This window comes from Streptomyces sp. B6B3 (genome assembly GCF_039871525.1).
Lineage (GTDB): Bacteria > Actinomycetota > Actinomycetes > Streptomycetales > Streptomycetaceae > Streptomyces.
The window spans coordinates 140,740-156,018 of sequence record NZ_JBDPLU010000006.1 but is presented as its reverse complement, the minus strand read 5'-3'; the positions used below and the strand labels follow the sequence as shown (position 1 = coordinate 156,018).

Genomic DNA, 15,279 nt, shown 5'->3' with positions numbered 1-15,279 from the left:
CGCGGCGGCTTCGCCCCCGGATCCGCGGCCACCCGGGCCGTGGCGCGTTCGGCGGTGGCCCGCGCCCACCGGCCGGTGGTGAGCGCGCCGAGCAGCAGCACCAGCGCCCCGCAGCCGGTGATGATCCTCCCCCAGGCCCTGGGGCTGGGCGGTACCCCCATCGCCGCCGGCGCGGGAACCGGCGGCGAGCGCGGTGCCCACCACGGCGACGCCCAGCGCCGAGCCCATCTGCCGGCCGGTGGAGGAGAGGCCGGCGGCGACCCCGGCTTGGGCCCGCGGCATCCCGGTCACCGCCGTGTTGGTGATCGGCGCGTTCACCAGCCCGAAGCCGATCCCGAACAGCACGTAGCAGGTGAACAGCCGCGGGGTGGACACGTCGGTGTCCAGCGCGGCGAACAGCGCCCCGCTCGTGGTGATCGCGACGCCCGCCAGCAGCAACGGCAGCCGGGGCCCGAAACGCCCGACCAGCCGTCCCGACACCGGCGAGAAGACCAGCGTCATCGCGGCCATCGGCAGCAGGTGCAGGCCGGCCGCGAGCGGGCTCAGGCCGAGGTCGTCCTGGAGGTAGAGCGTGTTGAGGAAGAGGAAGCCGCCCAGACCCGCGAAGGCGGCGACGGCGATCGCGACGGCGCCGCTGAACGGCGCGCTGCGGAAGAAGCGCAGCTCCAGCAGCGGGTCCCGGCGGCGCGGCTCGTAGACCAGCAGGGCGCCCAGCGCGACCAGGCTGGCGGTGAAGCAGCCGATGATCCGCGGGGAGGTCCAGCCGGCACCGCCGCCCTCGATGATGCCGAAGGTGAGCGAGCCGAGCAGCGCCACCACCAGCACCTGCCCGACCGGGTCCAGCCGCCGGGGCCGCCGCGCCCGCGACTCCGGCACGAAGCGGGTGGTGAGGACCAGGGCGAGGAGCCCGATGGGCAGGTTGAGCCAGAAGATCGAACGCCACCCGAAGGAGTGCACCAGCGAGCCGCCGACGATGGGTCCCACCGCCATCGAGATGCCCACCACCCCGCCCCACGCGCCGATCGCGCGGGCCAGCTCCTTCGGGTCGCGGAAGGTGTTGGTGATGATCGACATGGCCACCGGATTGAGCATCGAGCCGCCCAGCGCCTGGAGCGCGCGGAAGGCCACCAGCCAGCCGAGCCCCGGCGCCATCGCGCACAGCAGGGACCCGGTGGTGAAGACGACGAGGCCGGTGCGGAACACCCGGCGCCGGCCGATCCGGTCCGCCGTCGAACCCGCCAGCATCAGGAACGACGCCAGCACGACGGCGTACGCGTCGATCGTCCACTGCAGCCCCGAGACCTCGGCGCCGAGCTCCCGCTGCAGCGAGGGCAGCGCCACGTTGAGCGCGGTGAGGTCCAGGCTCACGATCAGCAGGCTCATGCAGCACACCGCCAGCACCAGCAGGCGACGGCGGCGGGAGAGCTCGGGGGCCGGTTCGGGGGGCGGCTCGTCGGACATCTGAAACCAGGCTCTCCATCGGGACGGCACCGCATCAGCGGGCCGGCGGCGCGATCGGGAAGGAACGGGGGAATACAGAAGGGAACACAGAAGGGAATACAGTCCCCGACCGCGGTGTTGCGCCGACTCTGGCACACGTGCCGACGCCTCGACCTAGATCCCCAAGGAGAGTGCCGTGCCCGAAGCCACCCCGGAGACCAACGTCATCGCCTTCCGCGCCGCCGAGCAGCTGCTGGCCGCCAAGGACCCGCGCGGCGCGCTGAAGCTGCTCGACCCGCTGGTCACCGCGCACCCGGAGAACACCGCCGCCCGGCTGCTGCGGGCCCGCGCCTTCTTCTCCTCCGCCCAGCTCCGCTCCGCCGAACTGGAGTTCCAGCTGGTGGTCGAGCGGGAGCCGGACAACGCCTACGCGCACTTCGCGCTGGGGCGCACGCTCGAGCGCGCCGGCCGCGACGACGAGGCGCTGCGGTACTTCCGGCTGGCCGCCGCCCTCGACCCGCGCCCCGACTTCCTGGCCGCCGCCCGGTTCGAGCCTCCTCGCTGACCCTGCTGACCCCCCGCTGACCCCGAGCACCGCGTGCGGCGGCGCGTCCTAGGGCGAAGGTCCGAGCCCGTGGACCGAGGCGGCCCGGCGGGGGAGGGGGTGGGATGGTCGGATGAGCGATCGACCGCCGCAGCCCGGCCCCGCCGTCCGCGACCGCCTCGCCCGGGAGTGGAACGTCTGGCTGTGCACCGTCCGCCCGGACGGCTCACCGCACACGACGCCGGTCTGGTTCGTCTTCCTCCGGGACACGTGGTGGATCGGCACCGACGCCGGCTCCGTGAAGGTCCGCAACATCGAGACCAGCCCGCGGGTGTCGCTGGCGCTGGAGGACGGCCGGGCGCCGGTCGTCGCCGAGGGCACGGCACGGACGCACCACGGGTTCCCCGCGGACGTCACCGCCGCGTTCGCCGCGAAGTACGACTGGGACGTGACCGCGCCGTACCGGCCGGGCGTCGCCCGGGTCCTCCTGGAGGTCCCGGTCCGGCGCTGGCTGATGGCCGGCGTCGCGCACTGACCCCCGGTCCCGGCCGTCAGGCGACGGCCCGGCGCGCCGCCTCGACGATCGACGCGGCATCGATGCCGGCCTCGTGCAGCTGCTCCTCCGGCGACGCGGAACCGGGCATGGTGGTGACCGCCAGCCGCACCAGCCGCGGCACCGGGCGGCCGTCGGCGAAGGCGTCGAGCACGGCGTCGCCCAGACCGCCCTGCGGCCGGTGGTCCTCCACCGTGATCAGGCACCCGGTCTCCTCGGCCGCCGCGCGCAGCGTCATGGCGTCCACCGGCTTCACCGAGTACAGGTCGATCACCCGGGTCCGGATCCCGTCGGCGGCCAGCCGGTCGGCGGCGGCCAGCGCCTCGGGGACCGTGACGCCGGCGGCGACAAGCGTCACCGCGTCCCCGTCCCCGTCCCCGCCGCGCAGCACCTTGCTCCCGCCGATCGGGAACCGCTCGTCGGGCCCGTAGATCACCGGGGTCGCGCCGCGCGAGGTGCGCAGGTAGCGCACGCCCGAGGCGTCCGCCATGGCGACCACCAGCCGCGCCGTCTGGTTGGCGTCGCACGGGTAGAGCACCGTGCTCTCGTGGATCGCGCGGAACATCGCCAGGTCCTCCAGGCCCATCTGGGACGGCCCGTCCTGGCCGATGGCCACGCCCGCGTGTGAGCCCACGAGGTTGATCCCGGCCCGGCTGACCGCCGCCATCCGGAGGAAGTCGTGGGCCCGGGTCAGGAACGCCGCGAACGTCGAGACGAACGGGGTCCAGCCCCGCACCTGCATGCCGACGGCCGCGGCCACGAGCTGCTGTTCCGCGATGTAGCACTCGAAGAACCGGTCGGGGTGCTCCTTGGCGAAGAACTCGGCGCGGGTCGAGTCGCTCACCTCGCCGTCCAGCGCCACCACCTCCTCGCGGGCCGAGCCGAGCGCGGCCAGCGCCTGCCCGTACCCGTCCCGGGTGGCGGCCTTGTCGCCCACCTCGAACCGGGGCAGCGTCACCGGCGTCTCGGGCGGCCGGCGGGGCGCCGTGGTGGCGGCCGGGGGCCGGATCTCGACGTTCAGCCGGCGCTCGCCGCCGAGCTCCGCGACCGCCTCCTCGGCGTCGGGCACCGGCTTGCCGTGCGCGCCCTCCCGGTTCTCCACCGCGGCGACGCCGCGGCCCTTCAGGGTGCGGGCGATGACCACCGTGGGCCGGTCGGTGACCGAGGCGGCCTCGGCGTAGGCGGCGTCGATGGCCTTCGGGTCGTGCCCGTTGATCTCCACCGTGTGCCAGCCGCACGCCCGGGCGCGCCGGCCGTACGCCTCCAGGTCCCATTCGTGGCGGGTGGGACCGCGCTGCCCGAGCCGGTTCACGTCGACGATGGCGGTGAGGCTGGAGAGCCGCTCGTAGCCGGCGGCCTCGAACGCCTCCCACACCGAGCCCTCGGCCATCTCGCTGTCGCCCAGAAGCACCCACACCCGGTACGGCACCTCGCCCAGGCGCTGGCCGGCGAGCGCCATGCCGACGCCGACGGGCAGTCCCTGCCCCAGCGATCCGGTGGCCACGTCCACCCACGGCAGCCGGGGCGTCGGGTGGCCCTCCAGCCGGCTGCCCAGCTCGCGGAACGTCAGCAGCTCCTCGTCCGTGATCAGCCCGGCGGCCTTGAACATGGCGTACAGCAGCGGCGAGGCGTGCCCCTTCGACAGGATCAGGCGGTCGTTGCCCGGATGCGCCGGCCAGTTGACGTCGTAGCGCAGATGCCGGTCGAGCAGCACGGCCATCAGATCGGCCGCGGACATCGACGACGTGGCGTGGCCGGAACCGGCGGTCGCGGTGGCGCGCACCGCGTCCACCCGAAACTGCTGGCCGAGCTCGGCCAGGTCCTGGTCAGTAGTCATGCGACGGCTCCCGGGTTCGGCTACGTGCGCCCCGGGTACCCCCGCGCCCGCCCGGCTAACAGCGCACGCCGGCGCCCCCCCGCCGGCGTGGGCGCGGCGTGGGGCGAGAACGGGTGGCATCACCACGGATCACTCGGGTACTCGGGCCCCGTCTACCGGGCCGTTAACCAGGAGGTGCGACGTGAGCCGGTCTCGCGTGGTGGTCGTCGGAGCCGGATTCGCCGGGTACCAGACCGCCAAGGGCCTGTCCAAGGCCGCCCGGGGGCGCCACGAGGTGGTGCTGGTCAATCCCACCGACTACTTCCTGTACCTCCCGCTGCTGCCGCAGGTGGCGGCCGGCATCCTCGAACCCCGGCGGGTCACCGTCTCGCTCACCGGGACGCTGCCCGGCGTGCGACTGGTGCTCGGCGAGGCGCACCACGTGGACCTCGCGAACCGCCGGGTGCGCTACACCGACCCCGAGGACCGGCCGGGCGAGCTGGGCTACGACGCGCTGGTGCTGTCCGTCGGCAGCGTCAACCGGCTGCTGCCCGTCCCCGGCGTGGCCCGGCACGCGCACGGCTTCCGCGGGCTGCCGGAGGCGCTCTACCTGCGCGACCACATCGTGCGGCAGCTGGAACTCGCGGCACAGTCCGAGGACGAGGCGGAACGCCGCGCCCGCGCCACGTTCGTCGTCGTCGGCGCCGGCTACACCGGCACCGAGGTGGCCGCCCTCGGCCAGCTGTTCGCCCGGTCCGTGGCCGCCCGCTCGGCCGACGGACAGCGCGGCGTGCGTCCGCGCTGGCTGCTGCTGGACATCGCGCCCCGGGTACTGCCCGAACTCGACGAGCGGCTGTCCCGCACGGCCGACCGGGTGCTGCGCCGGCGCGGCGTGGAGGTCCGCCCGCACACCTCGGTCAAGGAGGCCACGCCCGACGGCGTGCTGCTCGACAACGGCGACTTCGTAGCGACCCGCAGCCTGATCTGGTGCGTCGGCGTCCGGCCCGACCCCCTCGTGGAGGACCTCGACCTGCCCACCGAGAAGGGCCGGCTCATCGTCGACGAGTACCTGAACGTGCCGGACCACCCCGAGGTCTTCGCCTGCGGGGACGCCGCCGCCGTGCCCGACCTGACCCGGCCGGGGGAGTACACGCCGATGACCGCCCAACACGCCGTGCGGCAGGGACGCGTCGCCGCCCGCAACCTCCGGGCCCACCTGGACGGCGGGGACCGCGTCGCCTACCGCCACCACGACAAGGGCTTCGCCGTCGACCTCGGCGGCGTCCAGGCCGCCGCCAATCCGTGGCACGTGCCGATCGCGGGGCCGCTCGCCGGCGCGGTGACCCGCGGCTACCACCTGGCCGCCATGCCGGGCAACCGCGTCCGCACCGCCACCGACTGGCTGCTGGACGCCGTACTGCCCCGCCAGGCGGTGCAGCTGGGCATGGTCCGCTCCGGGTCGGTCCCGCTCGGCACCGCCTCACCCGAACTCGCCCGCACCCCACCCGACCACACGAGAGGGGAAGAGCACTCATGACCGACCCCGTGAAACGACTGACCGACACCGGCGTGGCGATCTGGCTGGACGACCTGAACCGCGAGCTGCTGGCGGGCGGCGGGCTGGCCCGGCTGATGCGGGAGCGCGCGCTGGTGGGCGTGACGAGCAACCCGACGATCTTCGCCAAGGCCGTCAGCGCCGGCGACCGCTACGACGACCAACTGCGCGACCTGGCGCTGCGCGGGGTCGGCGCGGAGGAGGCCGCCCGGGTGGTGACCGCCCACGACGTGCGCTGGGGGTGCGACGTGCTGCGCCCGGCGTTCGACGCCACCGACCATCTCGACGGCCGGGTGTCCATCGAATGCGACCCGCGCCTCGCCTGGGACACCGCCGCGACCATCGCCGAGGCCCGGGAACTGTGGTGGCGCGTCGACCGGCCCAACCTCTACGTCAAGATCCCGGCCACCGAGGAGGGCCTGCCGGCGATCAGCGCCGCCCTCGCCGAGGGCATCAGCGTCAACGTCACGCTGACGTTCTCGCTGGACCGCTACGAGCAGGTCATCGCCGCCTACCTGGACGGCATGGACGCCGCCCGCGAGGCCGGCCACGACCTGTCCCAGATCGCGTCCGTGGCCTCGTTCTTCGTCAGCCGGGTGGACACCCAGGTCGACGAGCGGCTGGACAAGATCGGCACGGCGGCCGCCAGGTCACTCCGCGGCAGGGCCGCCATCGCCAACGCCCGGCTGGCCTACCAGCGCTTCGAACGCTCGCTGGAGACGCCCCGCTGGCGCGCTCTCGCGGCGGCGGGCGCCCGGCCGCAGCGACCGCTGTGGGCGTCCACCGGCGTGAAGGACCCCTCCTACGAGGACACCCGCTACGTCGACGAACTCGCCGCGCCCAACGTCGTCATCACCATGCCCGGGTCCACGCTGGAGGCCGTGGCCGACCACGGGCGGGCGCGGGGCGACGCCATCCGGGGCAGCTACGAGGAGTCCCAGCGGGTGCTGGACGAACTCGGCACCGTGGGCGTCTCGTACCAGGAGGTGGTCCGTGACCTGGAGGACGACGGCGTGGCCCGCTTCGAGTCGTCCTGGCACGAGCTCCTGGACACGCTGGGGGAGAAGCTGTGAGCGGACGGGGCGCGAGGCGGGAGCTCCGGGTCGGGGGACGGACCGTTCCGCTGACCAACCCGGACAAGGAGATGTTCCCCGAGGACGGCATCACCAAGGCGGAGCTGGTCGACTACTACCGCGGCCACGCCCGCGCCCTGCTGCCGTACCTCAGGGAGCGCCCGGTGGCCATGGAGCGCTACCCGGACGGCTACCGGGGCAGATCGTTCTTCCACAAGGACGTGCCGGACTACTTCCCCGACTGGATCCGCCGCGAGCGGGTGCCCAAGGAGAACGGCACCCTCGACATGACCGTCTGCGACGACGCGGCGACCCTCACCTACCTGGCCAACCAGGCCTGCATCACGCCGCACCCCTGGTTGAGCCGGGCCGACCGGCTGGACGTCCCCGACCGGCTGGTCATCGACCTCGATCCGGCGGACGACGATTTCGAGACGGTCCGCTGGGCGGCCCTGGCCACCGGCCGGTTGCTCACCGAACTGGGCCTCAAGCCGGCGGTGATGACCACCGGATCGCGCGGCGCGCACGTTCTGGTGCCACTGCCGCGCAGCACCAGCTTCGACGACGCCCGCGACTTCGCCCGGCAGACGGCTGACCTGCTGGCGCGCCGCCACCCCGACCGGTTGACCACCCAGGCCCGCAAGGACAAGCGCGGCGACCGGCTCTACCTGGACACCCAGCGCAACGCCTACGCGCAGACCTCGGTCGCCCCGTACGCGGTCCGTGCCCGCCCGCACGCCCCGGTCGCCACGCCGCTGAGCTGGGACGAACTGCGGGACGGGAACACCAGACCGCGCCGCTGGACGCTGCGCACGGTCCCCGACCGGCTGCGCCGGCACGGCGACGCCTGGAAGGGCCTCGGCCGCTGCCGCCGCGCCCTGGGCCCGGCCCGCCGCCGCCTCGCCGAACTCGTCCGCGAGGAGGCCGACTGAGTCGGCAAGTCAGCCGCGTTCCACCCGGTGCTGCTCCAGCAGGGCCTCGTAGCGCCCGGGCGCGCCCTCGGCCAGGGAGACCTGCCGGGCGTCGCCGGCGAGCTCCCGCACCCGGGCCGCGACCTCGGCCGCCCCCGCGCGCGAGGCGTGGACACCGAGGAGCAGCACGGCGGACGCCTTCCCGTCGTCCGCGTCCGGGTCCTCGGCGTCGCCGAGGGTGAACTCCCACGGCACCGGGCAGGGCCCGTCGTGGTCCGGCTCTGGACACAGCAGCCGGGCGATCGGCTCCTGCAGGGCGAGCGCCTCGTCCACGCCCGCGCACCCGCGCACCGCGATCTCGTACACGCGAGGCTCCTCCGCGACCGCCATTGCCTCGTCCTCTCCCGTCGGCTCCGTGGCAGGCCACCACGGTAGGCACCAGCCCTCCGCCGGGCACCGGGTTTTCCGAGGTGGGCCCGCCGCGGTCAGTCGTGGTGCTGCGCGAGCACGCAGAACTCGTTGCCCTCGGGGTCCTCCAGGACGACCCAGGGCTCGCCCCCGGTCTGCCCGACGTCGGCCGGCAGCGCGCCACGCGCCAGGAGCCGGGCGACCTCCGCGTCCTGGTCGTCCGGGCGGAAGTCGAGGTGCAGCCGGTTCTTCACGAGCTTGCCGTCCTCGACCACCGCGAAGAGCAGTCCGGGGAGCCGGTCCGGCTCGGGCCGGATCTCGCACTCCTCGGCCGACTCGTGGACCACCACCCAGCCGAGCGCGTCCGCCCACCAGCGGCCCAGCGCCGCCGGGTCCGCGGCGTCGACCACCACCTGCTCCCATTTCAAGGTCATTCCGCGAACCTAGCCGCTCGGCGTCCCGCGGGCGTGCGCCATCATCGTCAGCAGCCCGCGAGTCCCCCAGGAGAACCCATGACCGCCGCGCCGCCCTTCGACGCCGTGCTGTGTGACATCGACGGCGTGCTCCGGCACTGGCCCGCCGCCGACGCCCTCGAGAGCGCGCACGGGCTCCCGACCGGGGCGCTCGCCGCGGCCGCCTTCGCGCCCGCCCGCCTCGGGCCCGCGATCACCGGCGCCGTCACGGACGAGGAGTGGCGCGCGGCCGTGGCCGTGGACCTCGCCGCCGCCTGCGGGTCGGCGGACCGGGCCCGCGCCGCCGTCGCCGCCTGGTCGGCGCTGCTGCCCCGGGTCGACCAGGACGTCGTCGCCCTGCTCGGCCGGGCACGGGCGCTGGTCTCCGTCGCCCTGGTCTCCAACGCGACCACCCGCCTGGAGTGGGACCTCGACCGGCAGGGGCTCGCCGACCTGGCCGACGCCGTGGTGAACACCGCCCGCATCGGCGTGGCCAAGCCCGATCCCCGGGTCTACGCCGTCGCCGCCGCCCGCGTCGGGGCCGCCCCGCACCGCTGCCTGTTCGTGGACGACACCCCGGCCAACGTCACGGCCGCCCGCGAGGCCGGCATGACCGCGCTCCACTACCGGCGTCCGGGCGACCTCCGCCACGCGTTGGCCGCCCTGCTCGACGCGTCGCCCTCCTGAGGTCAGGGCGCCAGGTAGCGCGGAAACCTTCCACTGGAGGACCACCCCGGCGCGGGGGGCGCGCGGCACGCCTCTCCTTGCTCCCACGCAACCGCTGCCCATCGGTTCCCCGGACACCCCTGCTACCTCGCCATATCGTCAGATTGCCCGGTTACGGGAGCGGCGGGGCAGGGCTCGGACCGGCCCTCGGGCGCGTCACTCCGCCGGTGTCGGGGCAGTCACCACCCGTGGTCAGTCCCGTTCCCGATGCCCTCGGCGCGCTCGCCGCGTCGACATCGCCGCCCCCGCTCCTGCCCCGGAATCCGAAAGGGCCGTCGATGCACCCGTTCTCCGTCCCGCCGGCACCGCCGCCGACACCACCCCCGGCACCACCGCCTTCGCTGCCGCTGTCCGGTCCCACCGGCCTGGGCACCGCCGCCGCCCGACTCCGCCCCCTCGCCGAGCCGTCGCCCGCCACCGAGCCCGCGACCGAGCCCGAGCCCGAACGCGACGCCCCCGCGGTCCGGGTGCCGGAGCTGTACTGCCCCGACGCCGTACGCGACGACCCCGCGCTCGCCGCCGACGTCAACGACCGGCTGGTCGCCTGGGCGGAGGAGATCGGCATCTACGAGGGCCGGATCGACCGGCTGCGCTCCCACGACTTCGGGCGGCTGATGATGCTGGTCCACCCGGACTGCGACGACCCGGCGCGGCTCGAGGCCGCCGCCCGGTGCGCCCTGTCGGAGTGGGCCGTGGACGACCACTGGGTGGACGAGGGGGAGCACGCCGACCCCGAGCTGATCGGCAACCGCCTGGCACTCGCCCACGCGGTGGTCGACCCGGTGCGGATGCCGGCCCGCTACGTGCACCAGTTCGAGCAGGTCGTCGAGCAGGAGCCCGTCCTGCGCGCCTTCCGCTCCTCCCTCAACTACCTCGCGCGGTACGCGAGCTGGACGCAGGTGGCCCGGCTGCGCCACGAGCTCGCGGTGATGTTCGTGGGGTACGGCCAGGAGGCCCAGTGGCGCACCTCGGGACGTACCCCCGCCGTGTGGGAGTACCTGCTGCACCGGTACGAGAACGCGTTCTTCCCCTGCATGGCCCTGGTGGACCCGATCGGCGGCTACGAGGTCCCCGCGGAGGAGTACGCCGACCCGCGGGTGCGCCGCACGTACCTGATCGCCGGCACCGCGAGCGTGCTGCTCAACGACCTGTACTCGATGGGCAAGGAGGACCCCACGGACACCAACCTGCCGAACCTGATCGTCGCCGAGGAGCACTGCTCGCTACAGGAGGCGGTCGACCGCACCGCCGAGATCCACGACGACATGATGCACGCCTTCGAGGCCGAGGCCGCCGCCCTGAGCGCCGCCGGCTCGCCACAGCTGCGCCGTTTCCTGGGCGGAGTGTGGGCGTGGATGGGGGGCGGCAAGGAGTGGCACTCCAGCTCCCACCGCTATCACGCCGTCTGATCGACCAGCACCAGCACCCATGCGAACAGGAGCGTCCGGAACCATGATTCTCGCCAGCCCGTACCAGCAGTCCGTGGCCGAGTACTGGAACCGTGAGAAGGACCCCGTCAACATCCGCCTCGGCGACGTGGACGGCACCTACCACCATCACTACGGCATCGGCGCCGTGGACCCGTCCGTCCTCGAAGGCCCCGAGGAGACCCGCGAGCAGCGGGTGATCGCCGAGATGCACCGGCTGGAGACGGCGCAGGCGACGTTCCTCATCGACAACCTCGGCGAGGTGCCCACCTCCGGCCGGGTGCTGGACGCCGGCTGCGGCCGCGGCGGGACCAGCTTCATGGCCCACGAGCGGTTCGGCTGCGGCGTCGACGGCGTGACCATCTCCGAGTCCCAGGTCGCCTTCGCCACCGAGCAGGCGGAGCGGCGCGGAGTCGCGGAGCGGGTCCGCTTCCACCTCACCAACATGCTGGACACCGGCTTCGAGACGGGCGCGTACCAGGCCGTCTGGAACAACGAGTCCACCATGTACGTCAACCTGGACGACCTCTTCGCCGAGCACTCCAGGCTGCTCGCCCGCGGCGGCCGGTACGTCACCATCACCGGCTGCTACAACGACACCTACGGATTACCGTCCCGGGCCGTCAGCGAGATCAACGCCCGCTACATCTGCAGCGTGCACGCCCGCGGCAGCTACCTCAGGTCGATGCTCGCGCACCGCCTCGTGCCGATCAGCGTGGTGGACCTCACCGCCGCCACCATTCCTTACTGGGAGCTGCGCGCCACCTCCTCGGTGGCCACCGGCATCGAGGACAGCTTCCTGACCGCCTACCGCGACGGCAGCTTCCAGTACCTCCTCATCGCCGCCGACCGCGTCTGATCCGTCCGACGTCTGATCCGTCCGATCCGTTCCGATCCGGCGCCCGGCTCAGCCGGGACGCTCCCGGCCGTCCCCCGCCCGCTCGCGGCGGGGGACGTCCCGACCCGGCTCCAGCGGGGGAGCGGACACCGCGCAGTGGTGGGCGCAGCGCGGCCTGGTGACCTCCTCGTCGGGCCGGGCCGCGACGAGCTCGCTGGGCACGGCGACGAACGAGACGACCGCGCCCACCACCATCAGCCCGGCGCAGATCAGCACGGCCGCGCCGAACGCGTCGTCCAGCGCGTTCGCGTCCCGGTACTGGTCGCTGGACAGGCCGACGAGCAGCGGCAGCGCGGCCACGGCGAGGAGCTGGGCGACGCGCGCGGCGGCGTTGTTCACCCCGCTCGCCACGCCGGCCCGGCGCACCTCGACCGACGCGAGCACGGTCGCCGTCAGCGGGGCCACGAACAGGCTGATGCCCAGGCCCTGCAGCACCACGGCGGGGAACACGTCGGGCCAGTACGAGCCGCCCGGATGCACCCGGTGCAGCAGCGCCACGCCGACGGCCGCGACGAGCGGCCCCACGGTCATCGGCAGCCGCGGCCCGATGCGCTGGGCCAGCTCCCCGGCCGGCCCGGACAGCGCGGTCAGCAGCACCGTGGTGGGGAGCGCCGCGACGCCGGCGGACAGGGCGGAGTAGCCCAGCGCGTTCTGCAGCTGGGTCGGCAGCAGGAAGAACACGCCGCCCATGGCGGCGTACAGGCACAGGGTGACGAGATTGACGACGCTGAACAGCCGGGAGCGGAACATGCCCAGCGGCAGCATGGGCCGCGGCGCGCGCCGCTCCCACCCCACGAACGCCGCGCCGGCCACCACGGCGACGACCGCCGCCACGACCTCCCGCTGGATGAGCGCGTAGGTCAGGCCGCCCAGCGCCAGCGCGGCGAGGGCCGCACCGACCAGGTCGAACCTGCCGCTGGCCTGCCAGTCGCGGCTCTCCGGAACGCCCCGCGACAGCCACAGCACGCCGGCGGCGAACGGCACGTTGATGAAGAAGATCCACCGCCACCCGGGCCCGTCCACCAGCCAGCCGCCCAGGAAGGGGCCCCCGGCGGTGGCCACCCCGCCCAGGCCCGACCACAGGCCGATGGCCTTGGCCCGGTCACCGGGACGGAACGTGGACTGGATCAGCGCCAGCGACCCCGGGGTCAGCAGCGCCCCGCCGACACCCTGCAGGGCCCGGGCCGCGATGAGCGTCCCGCCGGTGGGCGCGGCGCCGCACAGCAGGGACGCCACGGTGAACCACACGGTCCCGAGCGCGAAGATCCGCCGCCGCCCGTACCGGTCACCGAGCCCGCCGCCGAGCAGCAGCAGGCCGGCGAGGGTGAGCATGTAGGCGTTGAGGGTCCACTGCAGGTCGGACAGCGGAACGTCGAGATCGGCGCCTATCCGGGGCAGCGCCACGGTGACGATCGTCCCGTCCAGGAAGGCCATCCCGGAGCCCAGCACGGCGCAGGCCAGTACCCGGCGCCCGTCCGCGGAGGCGAACGCCACCTGCCCCGCCGTCCCCGCTTCCGCCGTCGGCGCCATGTCCCCATTGTCGGCTCAGCCGGCCATATCACCACTTTTCGACTTCTCGCGAGAAGTGGCGTATGAGCGTTGCGGAGCGTTATGACCGTTTAGTTCGAGGGGCGGCGGGGACTCGCGCTCTCGTCACCGGCCCCGGCGCGTCCGGGTGGGAGGGGCACAGGCGATCACGAGGAGTGACAGCGAGATGGAGCACGACGAGTTCATCGGTCAGGTGCAGGCCAGGGCCCGGCTGGACAGTCGCGGCGCCGCGGAGTCGGCCTCCCGGGCGAGTCTGGAGACTCTCGGCGAGCGCATCACCCCCACGCTCGCGGAGCATGTGGCGGCGCAGCTGCCGCGGGAGATCGGGGAGCATCTGCGCCGGGTGGCCAGGTCGCCCGACCTCCCGGACACCGGCATGCGGATGACCAGCCGGGAGTTCTTCGACCGGGTGTCGGAGCGCAGCGGCGCCGACGTGCCGAAGGCGGTGTACGAGGCCAGATGCGTGGTGGAGGTCGTGGACGAGGCCACCCAGGGGGCCCTGATGCGGCGGGTCAGGCAGTCGTTGGACGACGAGCTCGCCGCGCTGCTGTTCTCCGGCAGCACGGGTCACTCCGGCTCCTGAGCCCGCCGCGCGGGCCGCCCCGGAAGCGGGTCAACCGGTCGCGTTGATCGAGTCCTGGAGCTCGCTGAGGCAGGCCTCCGCCGCGTCCTCGGGGGAGGCGTCGCCGAACAGCACCTGCTGGTAGTAGCGCTTGAGCAGGGCGTCGATGTCGCTGGCCCCGTTCGGGATGATCGGCGGGGTGTCGCCGACCTCGTCGGCCATCGCCTCGGTGAAGGCGAGCGACTCCCGACCGGCGTCGTCCAGATGGGGCTCCGCGGCCTCGCGGAAGGCCGGGTTCCCCGGTTCGCCCCGGTCGAGGCCGAAGAGTTCGGCGACGCGGGTGTCGTTGGTCAGGAAGTCGATCAGCAGCGCCGCCTCGGCCGGATGCTCAGTGGTGGACGCCGCCGACCAGTACATGGAGGGCTTCAGGTACTGGAACCCCTCCCGGGTGTCGCCGTCGGTGGGCCAGTTGGCGAGGTCGTAGTTGAAGTCGGGCGCCGCCGACTGGTAGGCGATGAACTGTCCGGCGGGAATGAACGACATGGCCGACTTGCCCGTCACCACGCTGACCTGGTCCAGCGGCAGGCCGTCGCCCTCGATGATCTGGGCCACCGAGGGCGCGGCGCCGCTGTCGATGAAGTCGAGGGTGCGGTGCCAGTAGCTGGCGAGGAGGTCGGGGTCGAGGGCGAGGTCTCCCTCGGCGTCGAAGAGCTGCCCGCCGTGCTGGCGCGCCCAGACGGTGAGGCTGAAGGAGTCGGAGCCCCAGGGGCTCATGCCGTGCACCTCGCCGTCGGACGCCTCGGTCAGCTCCACGGCGGCGCGCTCGAACTCCTCCCACGTCCAGTCGTCGGTGTCCGGGATCTCGACGCCGTACTGCTCGAAGAGCGAGGTGTTGATGAGGACCCCGTTGGTGGTGGCGCCGGTGGGGACGGCGTACAGGTCGCCGCCCACCCGGCCGGTGTCGAGGATGTTGTCCGGCAGCGCCGAGGTGTTCAGGATGTTGGAGACCGTGGACAGGTCCAGCAGGGCGCCCCGCTCGGCATAGGAGGCGAGGTAGAGCGCGTCGAACTGGGAGACGTCGGGCATGTCGCCGCCGGCGGTGGTGGTGGCCAGCCGGTCCCAGTAGCCGACCCAGTCGGCGTACTGCGGCTCCACGGTGATGTTCGGGTGCTCCTCCTCGAACAGCTCGATGGCGTCGAGGGTCTGCTGCGTCCTGGCGTCGGCGCCCCACCAGTTCATGCTGATGGTCACCTCGTCCTCGGACAGCTTCGGGTTCTGCACGGGGTCCGCCCCGACGCCGCAGGCGGCGAGGAGAAGACCGGCACTCGCGGCCGCGAGGACCGCGCGCGTGCTCCGTCGCACACGA

The 15,279-nt window shown here is 73.7% G+C and carries 14 protein-coding genes and 1 pseudogene; 9 read left to right on the top strand and 6 right to left on the bottom strand.

Going from position 1 to position 15,279, the window contains the following annotated elements; genetic code table 11:
- Positions 1-29: 29 nt before the first annotated feature.
- Positions 30-1,461, bottom strand: a pseudogene (locus ABGB06_RS15365) (MFS transporter); the annotation flags it as partial.
- 175 nt (positions 1,462-1,636) lie between these two features.
- On the opposite strand from ABGB06_RS15365, the gene ABGB06_RS15360 reads away from it, so the two are divergent.
- Positions 1,637-2,005, top strand: coding sequence for a tetratricopeptide repeat protein (locus tag ABGB06_RS15360; RefSeq protein WP_347589471.1), 369 nt, complete (start codon positions 1,637-1,639; stop codon positions 2,003-2,005).
- Between the two features lie 112 nt (positions 2,006-2,117).
- Entirely contained in the window at positions 2,118-2,519 is a 402-nt protein-coding gene (locus ABGB06_RS15355; protein WP_347589469.1) for a pyridoxamine 5'-phosphate oxidase family protein, read from the top strand.
- Positions 2,520-2,535: 16 nt separating this feature from the next.
- Here the strand turns inward: ABGB06_RS15355 and ABGB06_RS15350 are convergent, their stop codons facing one another.
- Positions 2,536-4,374 carry a transketolase gene (locus ABGB06_RS15350; RefSeq protein ID WP_347589467.1) on the bottom strand — a complete coding sequence of 613 codons (1,839 nt, stop codon included), beginning with the start codon at positions 4,372-4,374 and terminating at the stop codon, positions 2,536-2,538.
- Positions 4,375-4,555: 181 nt separating this feature from the next.
- Here ABGB06_RS15350 and ABGB06_RS15345 point away from each other — a divergent pair, with 181 nt between their 5' ends.
- Genes ABGB06_RS15345 through ligD form a run of 3 tightly spaced genes read left to right on the top strand, consistent with a single transcriptional unit; the run spans position 4,556 to position 7,913 of the window.
- Complete coding sequence (locus ABGB06_RS15345; RefSeq protein ID WP_347589465.1) at positions 4,556-5,890, top strand: NAD(P)/FAD-dependent oxidoreductase; 1,335 nt, start codon at positions 4,556-4,558, stop codon at positions 5,888-5,890.
- Positions 5,887-6,981, top strand: a complete 1,095-nt coding sequence (gene tal, locus ABGB06_RS15340) for a transaldolase (RefSeq protein ID WP_347589463.1) — start codon at positions 5,887-5,889, stop codon at positions 6,979-6,981. Before ABGB06_RS15345 ends, tal begins: the two co-directional genes overlap by 4 nt.
- Entirely contained in the window at positions 6,978-7,913 is a 936-nt protein-coding gene (gene ligD, locus ABGB06_RS15335; protein ID WP_347589461.1) for a non-homologous end-joining DNA ligase, read from the top strand. Before tal ends, ligD begins: the two co-directional genes overlap by 4 nt.
- A 9-nt stretch (positions 7,914-7,922) precedes the next feature.
- On the opposite strand, the gene ABGB06_RS15330 is transcribed toward ligD, so the two are convergent.
- Both ABGB06_RS15330 and ABGB06_RS15325 read right to left on the bottom strand, forming a co-directional pair.
- Positions 7,923-8,258 carry a hypothetical protein gene (locus tag ABGB06_RS15330; protein ID WP_347589459.1) on the bottom strand — a complete coding sequence of 112 codons (336 nt, stop codon included), beginning with the start codon at positions 8,256-8,258 and terminating at the stop codon, positions 7,923-7,925.
- Between the two features lie 119 nt (positions 8,259-8,377).
- Complete coding sequence (locus ABGB06_RS15325; RefSeq protein ID WP_347589457.1) at positions 8,378-8,734, bottom strand: VOC family protein; 357 nt, start codon at positions 8,732-8,734, stop codon at positions 8,378-8,380.
- 78 nt (positions 8,735-8,812) lie between these two features.
- Here ABGB06_RS15325 and ABGB06_RS15320 point away from each other — a divergent pair, with 78 nt between their 5' ends.
- The 3 genes from ABGB06_RS15320 to ABGB06_RS15310 all read left to right on the top strand — a co-directional run bounded on the left by ABGB06_RS15320 (position 8,813) and on the right by ABGB06_RS15310 (position 11,764).
- On the top strand, positions 8,813-9,439 hold the full coding sequence (locus ABGB06_RS15320; RefSeq protein WP_347589455.1) for an HAD-IA family hydrolase: 627 nt from the start codon (positions 8,813-8,815) through the stop codon (positions 9,437-9,439).
- Between the two features lie 317 nt (positions 9,440-9,756).
- Positions 9,757-10,887, top strand: a complete 1,131-nt coding sequence (locus ABGB06_RS15315; RefSeq protein WP_347589453.1) for a family 2 encapsulin nanocompartment cargo protein terpene cyclase — start codon at positions 9,757-9,759, stop codon at positions 10,885-10,887.
- Between the two features lie 43 nt (positions 10,888-10,930).
- Positions 10,931-11,764 carry a geranyl diphosphate 2-C-methyltransferase gene (locus tag ABGB06_RS15310; RefSeq protein WP_347589451.1) on the top strand — a complete coding sequence of 278 codons (834 nt, stop codon included), beginning with the start codon at positions 10,931-10,933 and terminating at the stop codon, positions 11,762-11,764.
- A 48-nt stretch (positions 11,765-11,812) separates the two neighbouring features.
- Here ABGB06_RS15310 and ABGB06_RS15305 read toward each other — a convergent pair whose 3' ends face one another.
- Complete coding sequence (locus ABGB06_RS15305; RefSeq protein ID WP_347589449.1) at positions 11,813-13,333, bottom strand: MFS transporter; 1,521 nt, start codon at positions 13,331-13,333, stop codon at positions 11,813-11,815.
- Between the two features lie 184 nt (positions 13,334-13,517).
- Here ABGB06_RS15305 and ABGB06_RS15300 point away from each other — a divergent pair, with 184 nt between their 5' ends.
- Positions 13,518-13,934, top strand: a complete 417-nt coding sequence (locus ABGB06_RS15300; RefSeq protein WP_347589447.1) for a DUF2267 domain-containing protein — start codon at positions 13,518-13,520, stop codon at positions 13,932-13,934.
- A 30-nt stretch (positions 13,935-13,964) separates the two neighbouring features.
- Here ABGB06_RS15300 and ABGB06_RS15295 read toward each other — a convergent pair whose 3' ends face one another.
- Positions 13,965-15,275 carry a sugar ABC transporter substrate-binding protein gene (locus ABGB06_RS15295; RefSeq protein ID WP_347589445.1) on the bottom strand — a complete coding sequence of 437 codons (1,311 nt, stop codon included), beginning with the start codon at positions 15,273-15,275 and terminating at the stop codon, positions 13,965-13,967.
- Positions 15,276-15,279 lie beyond the last annotated feature (4 nt).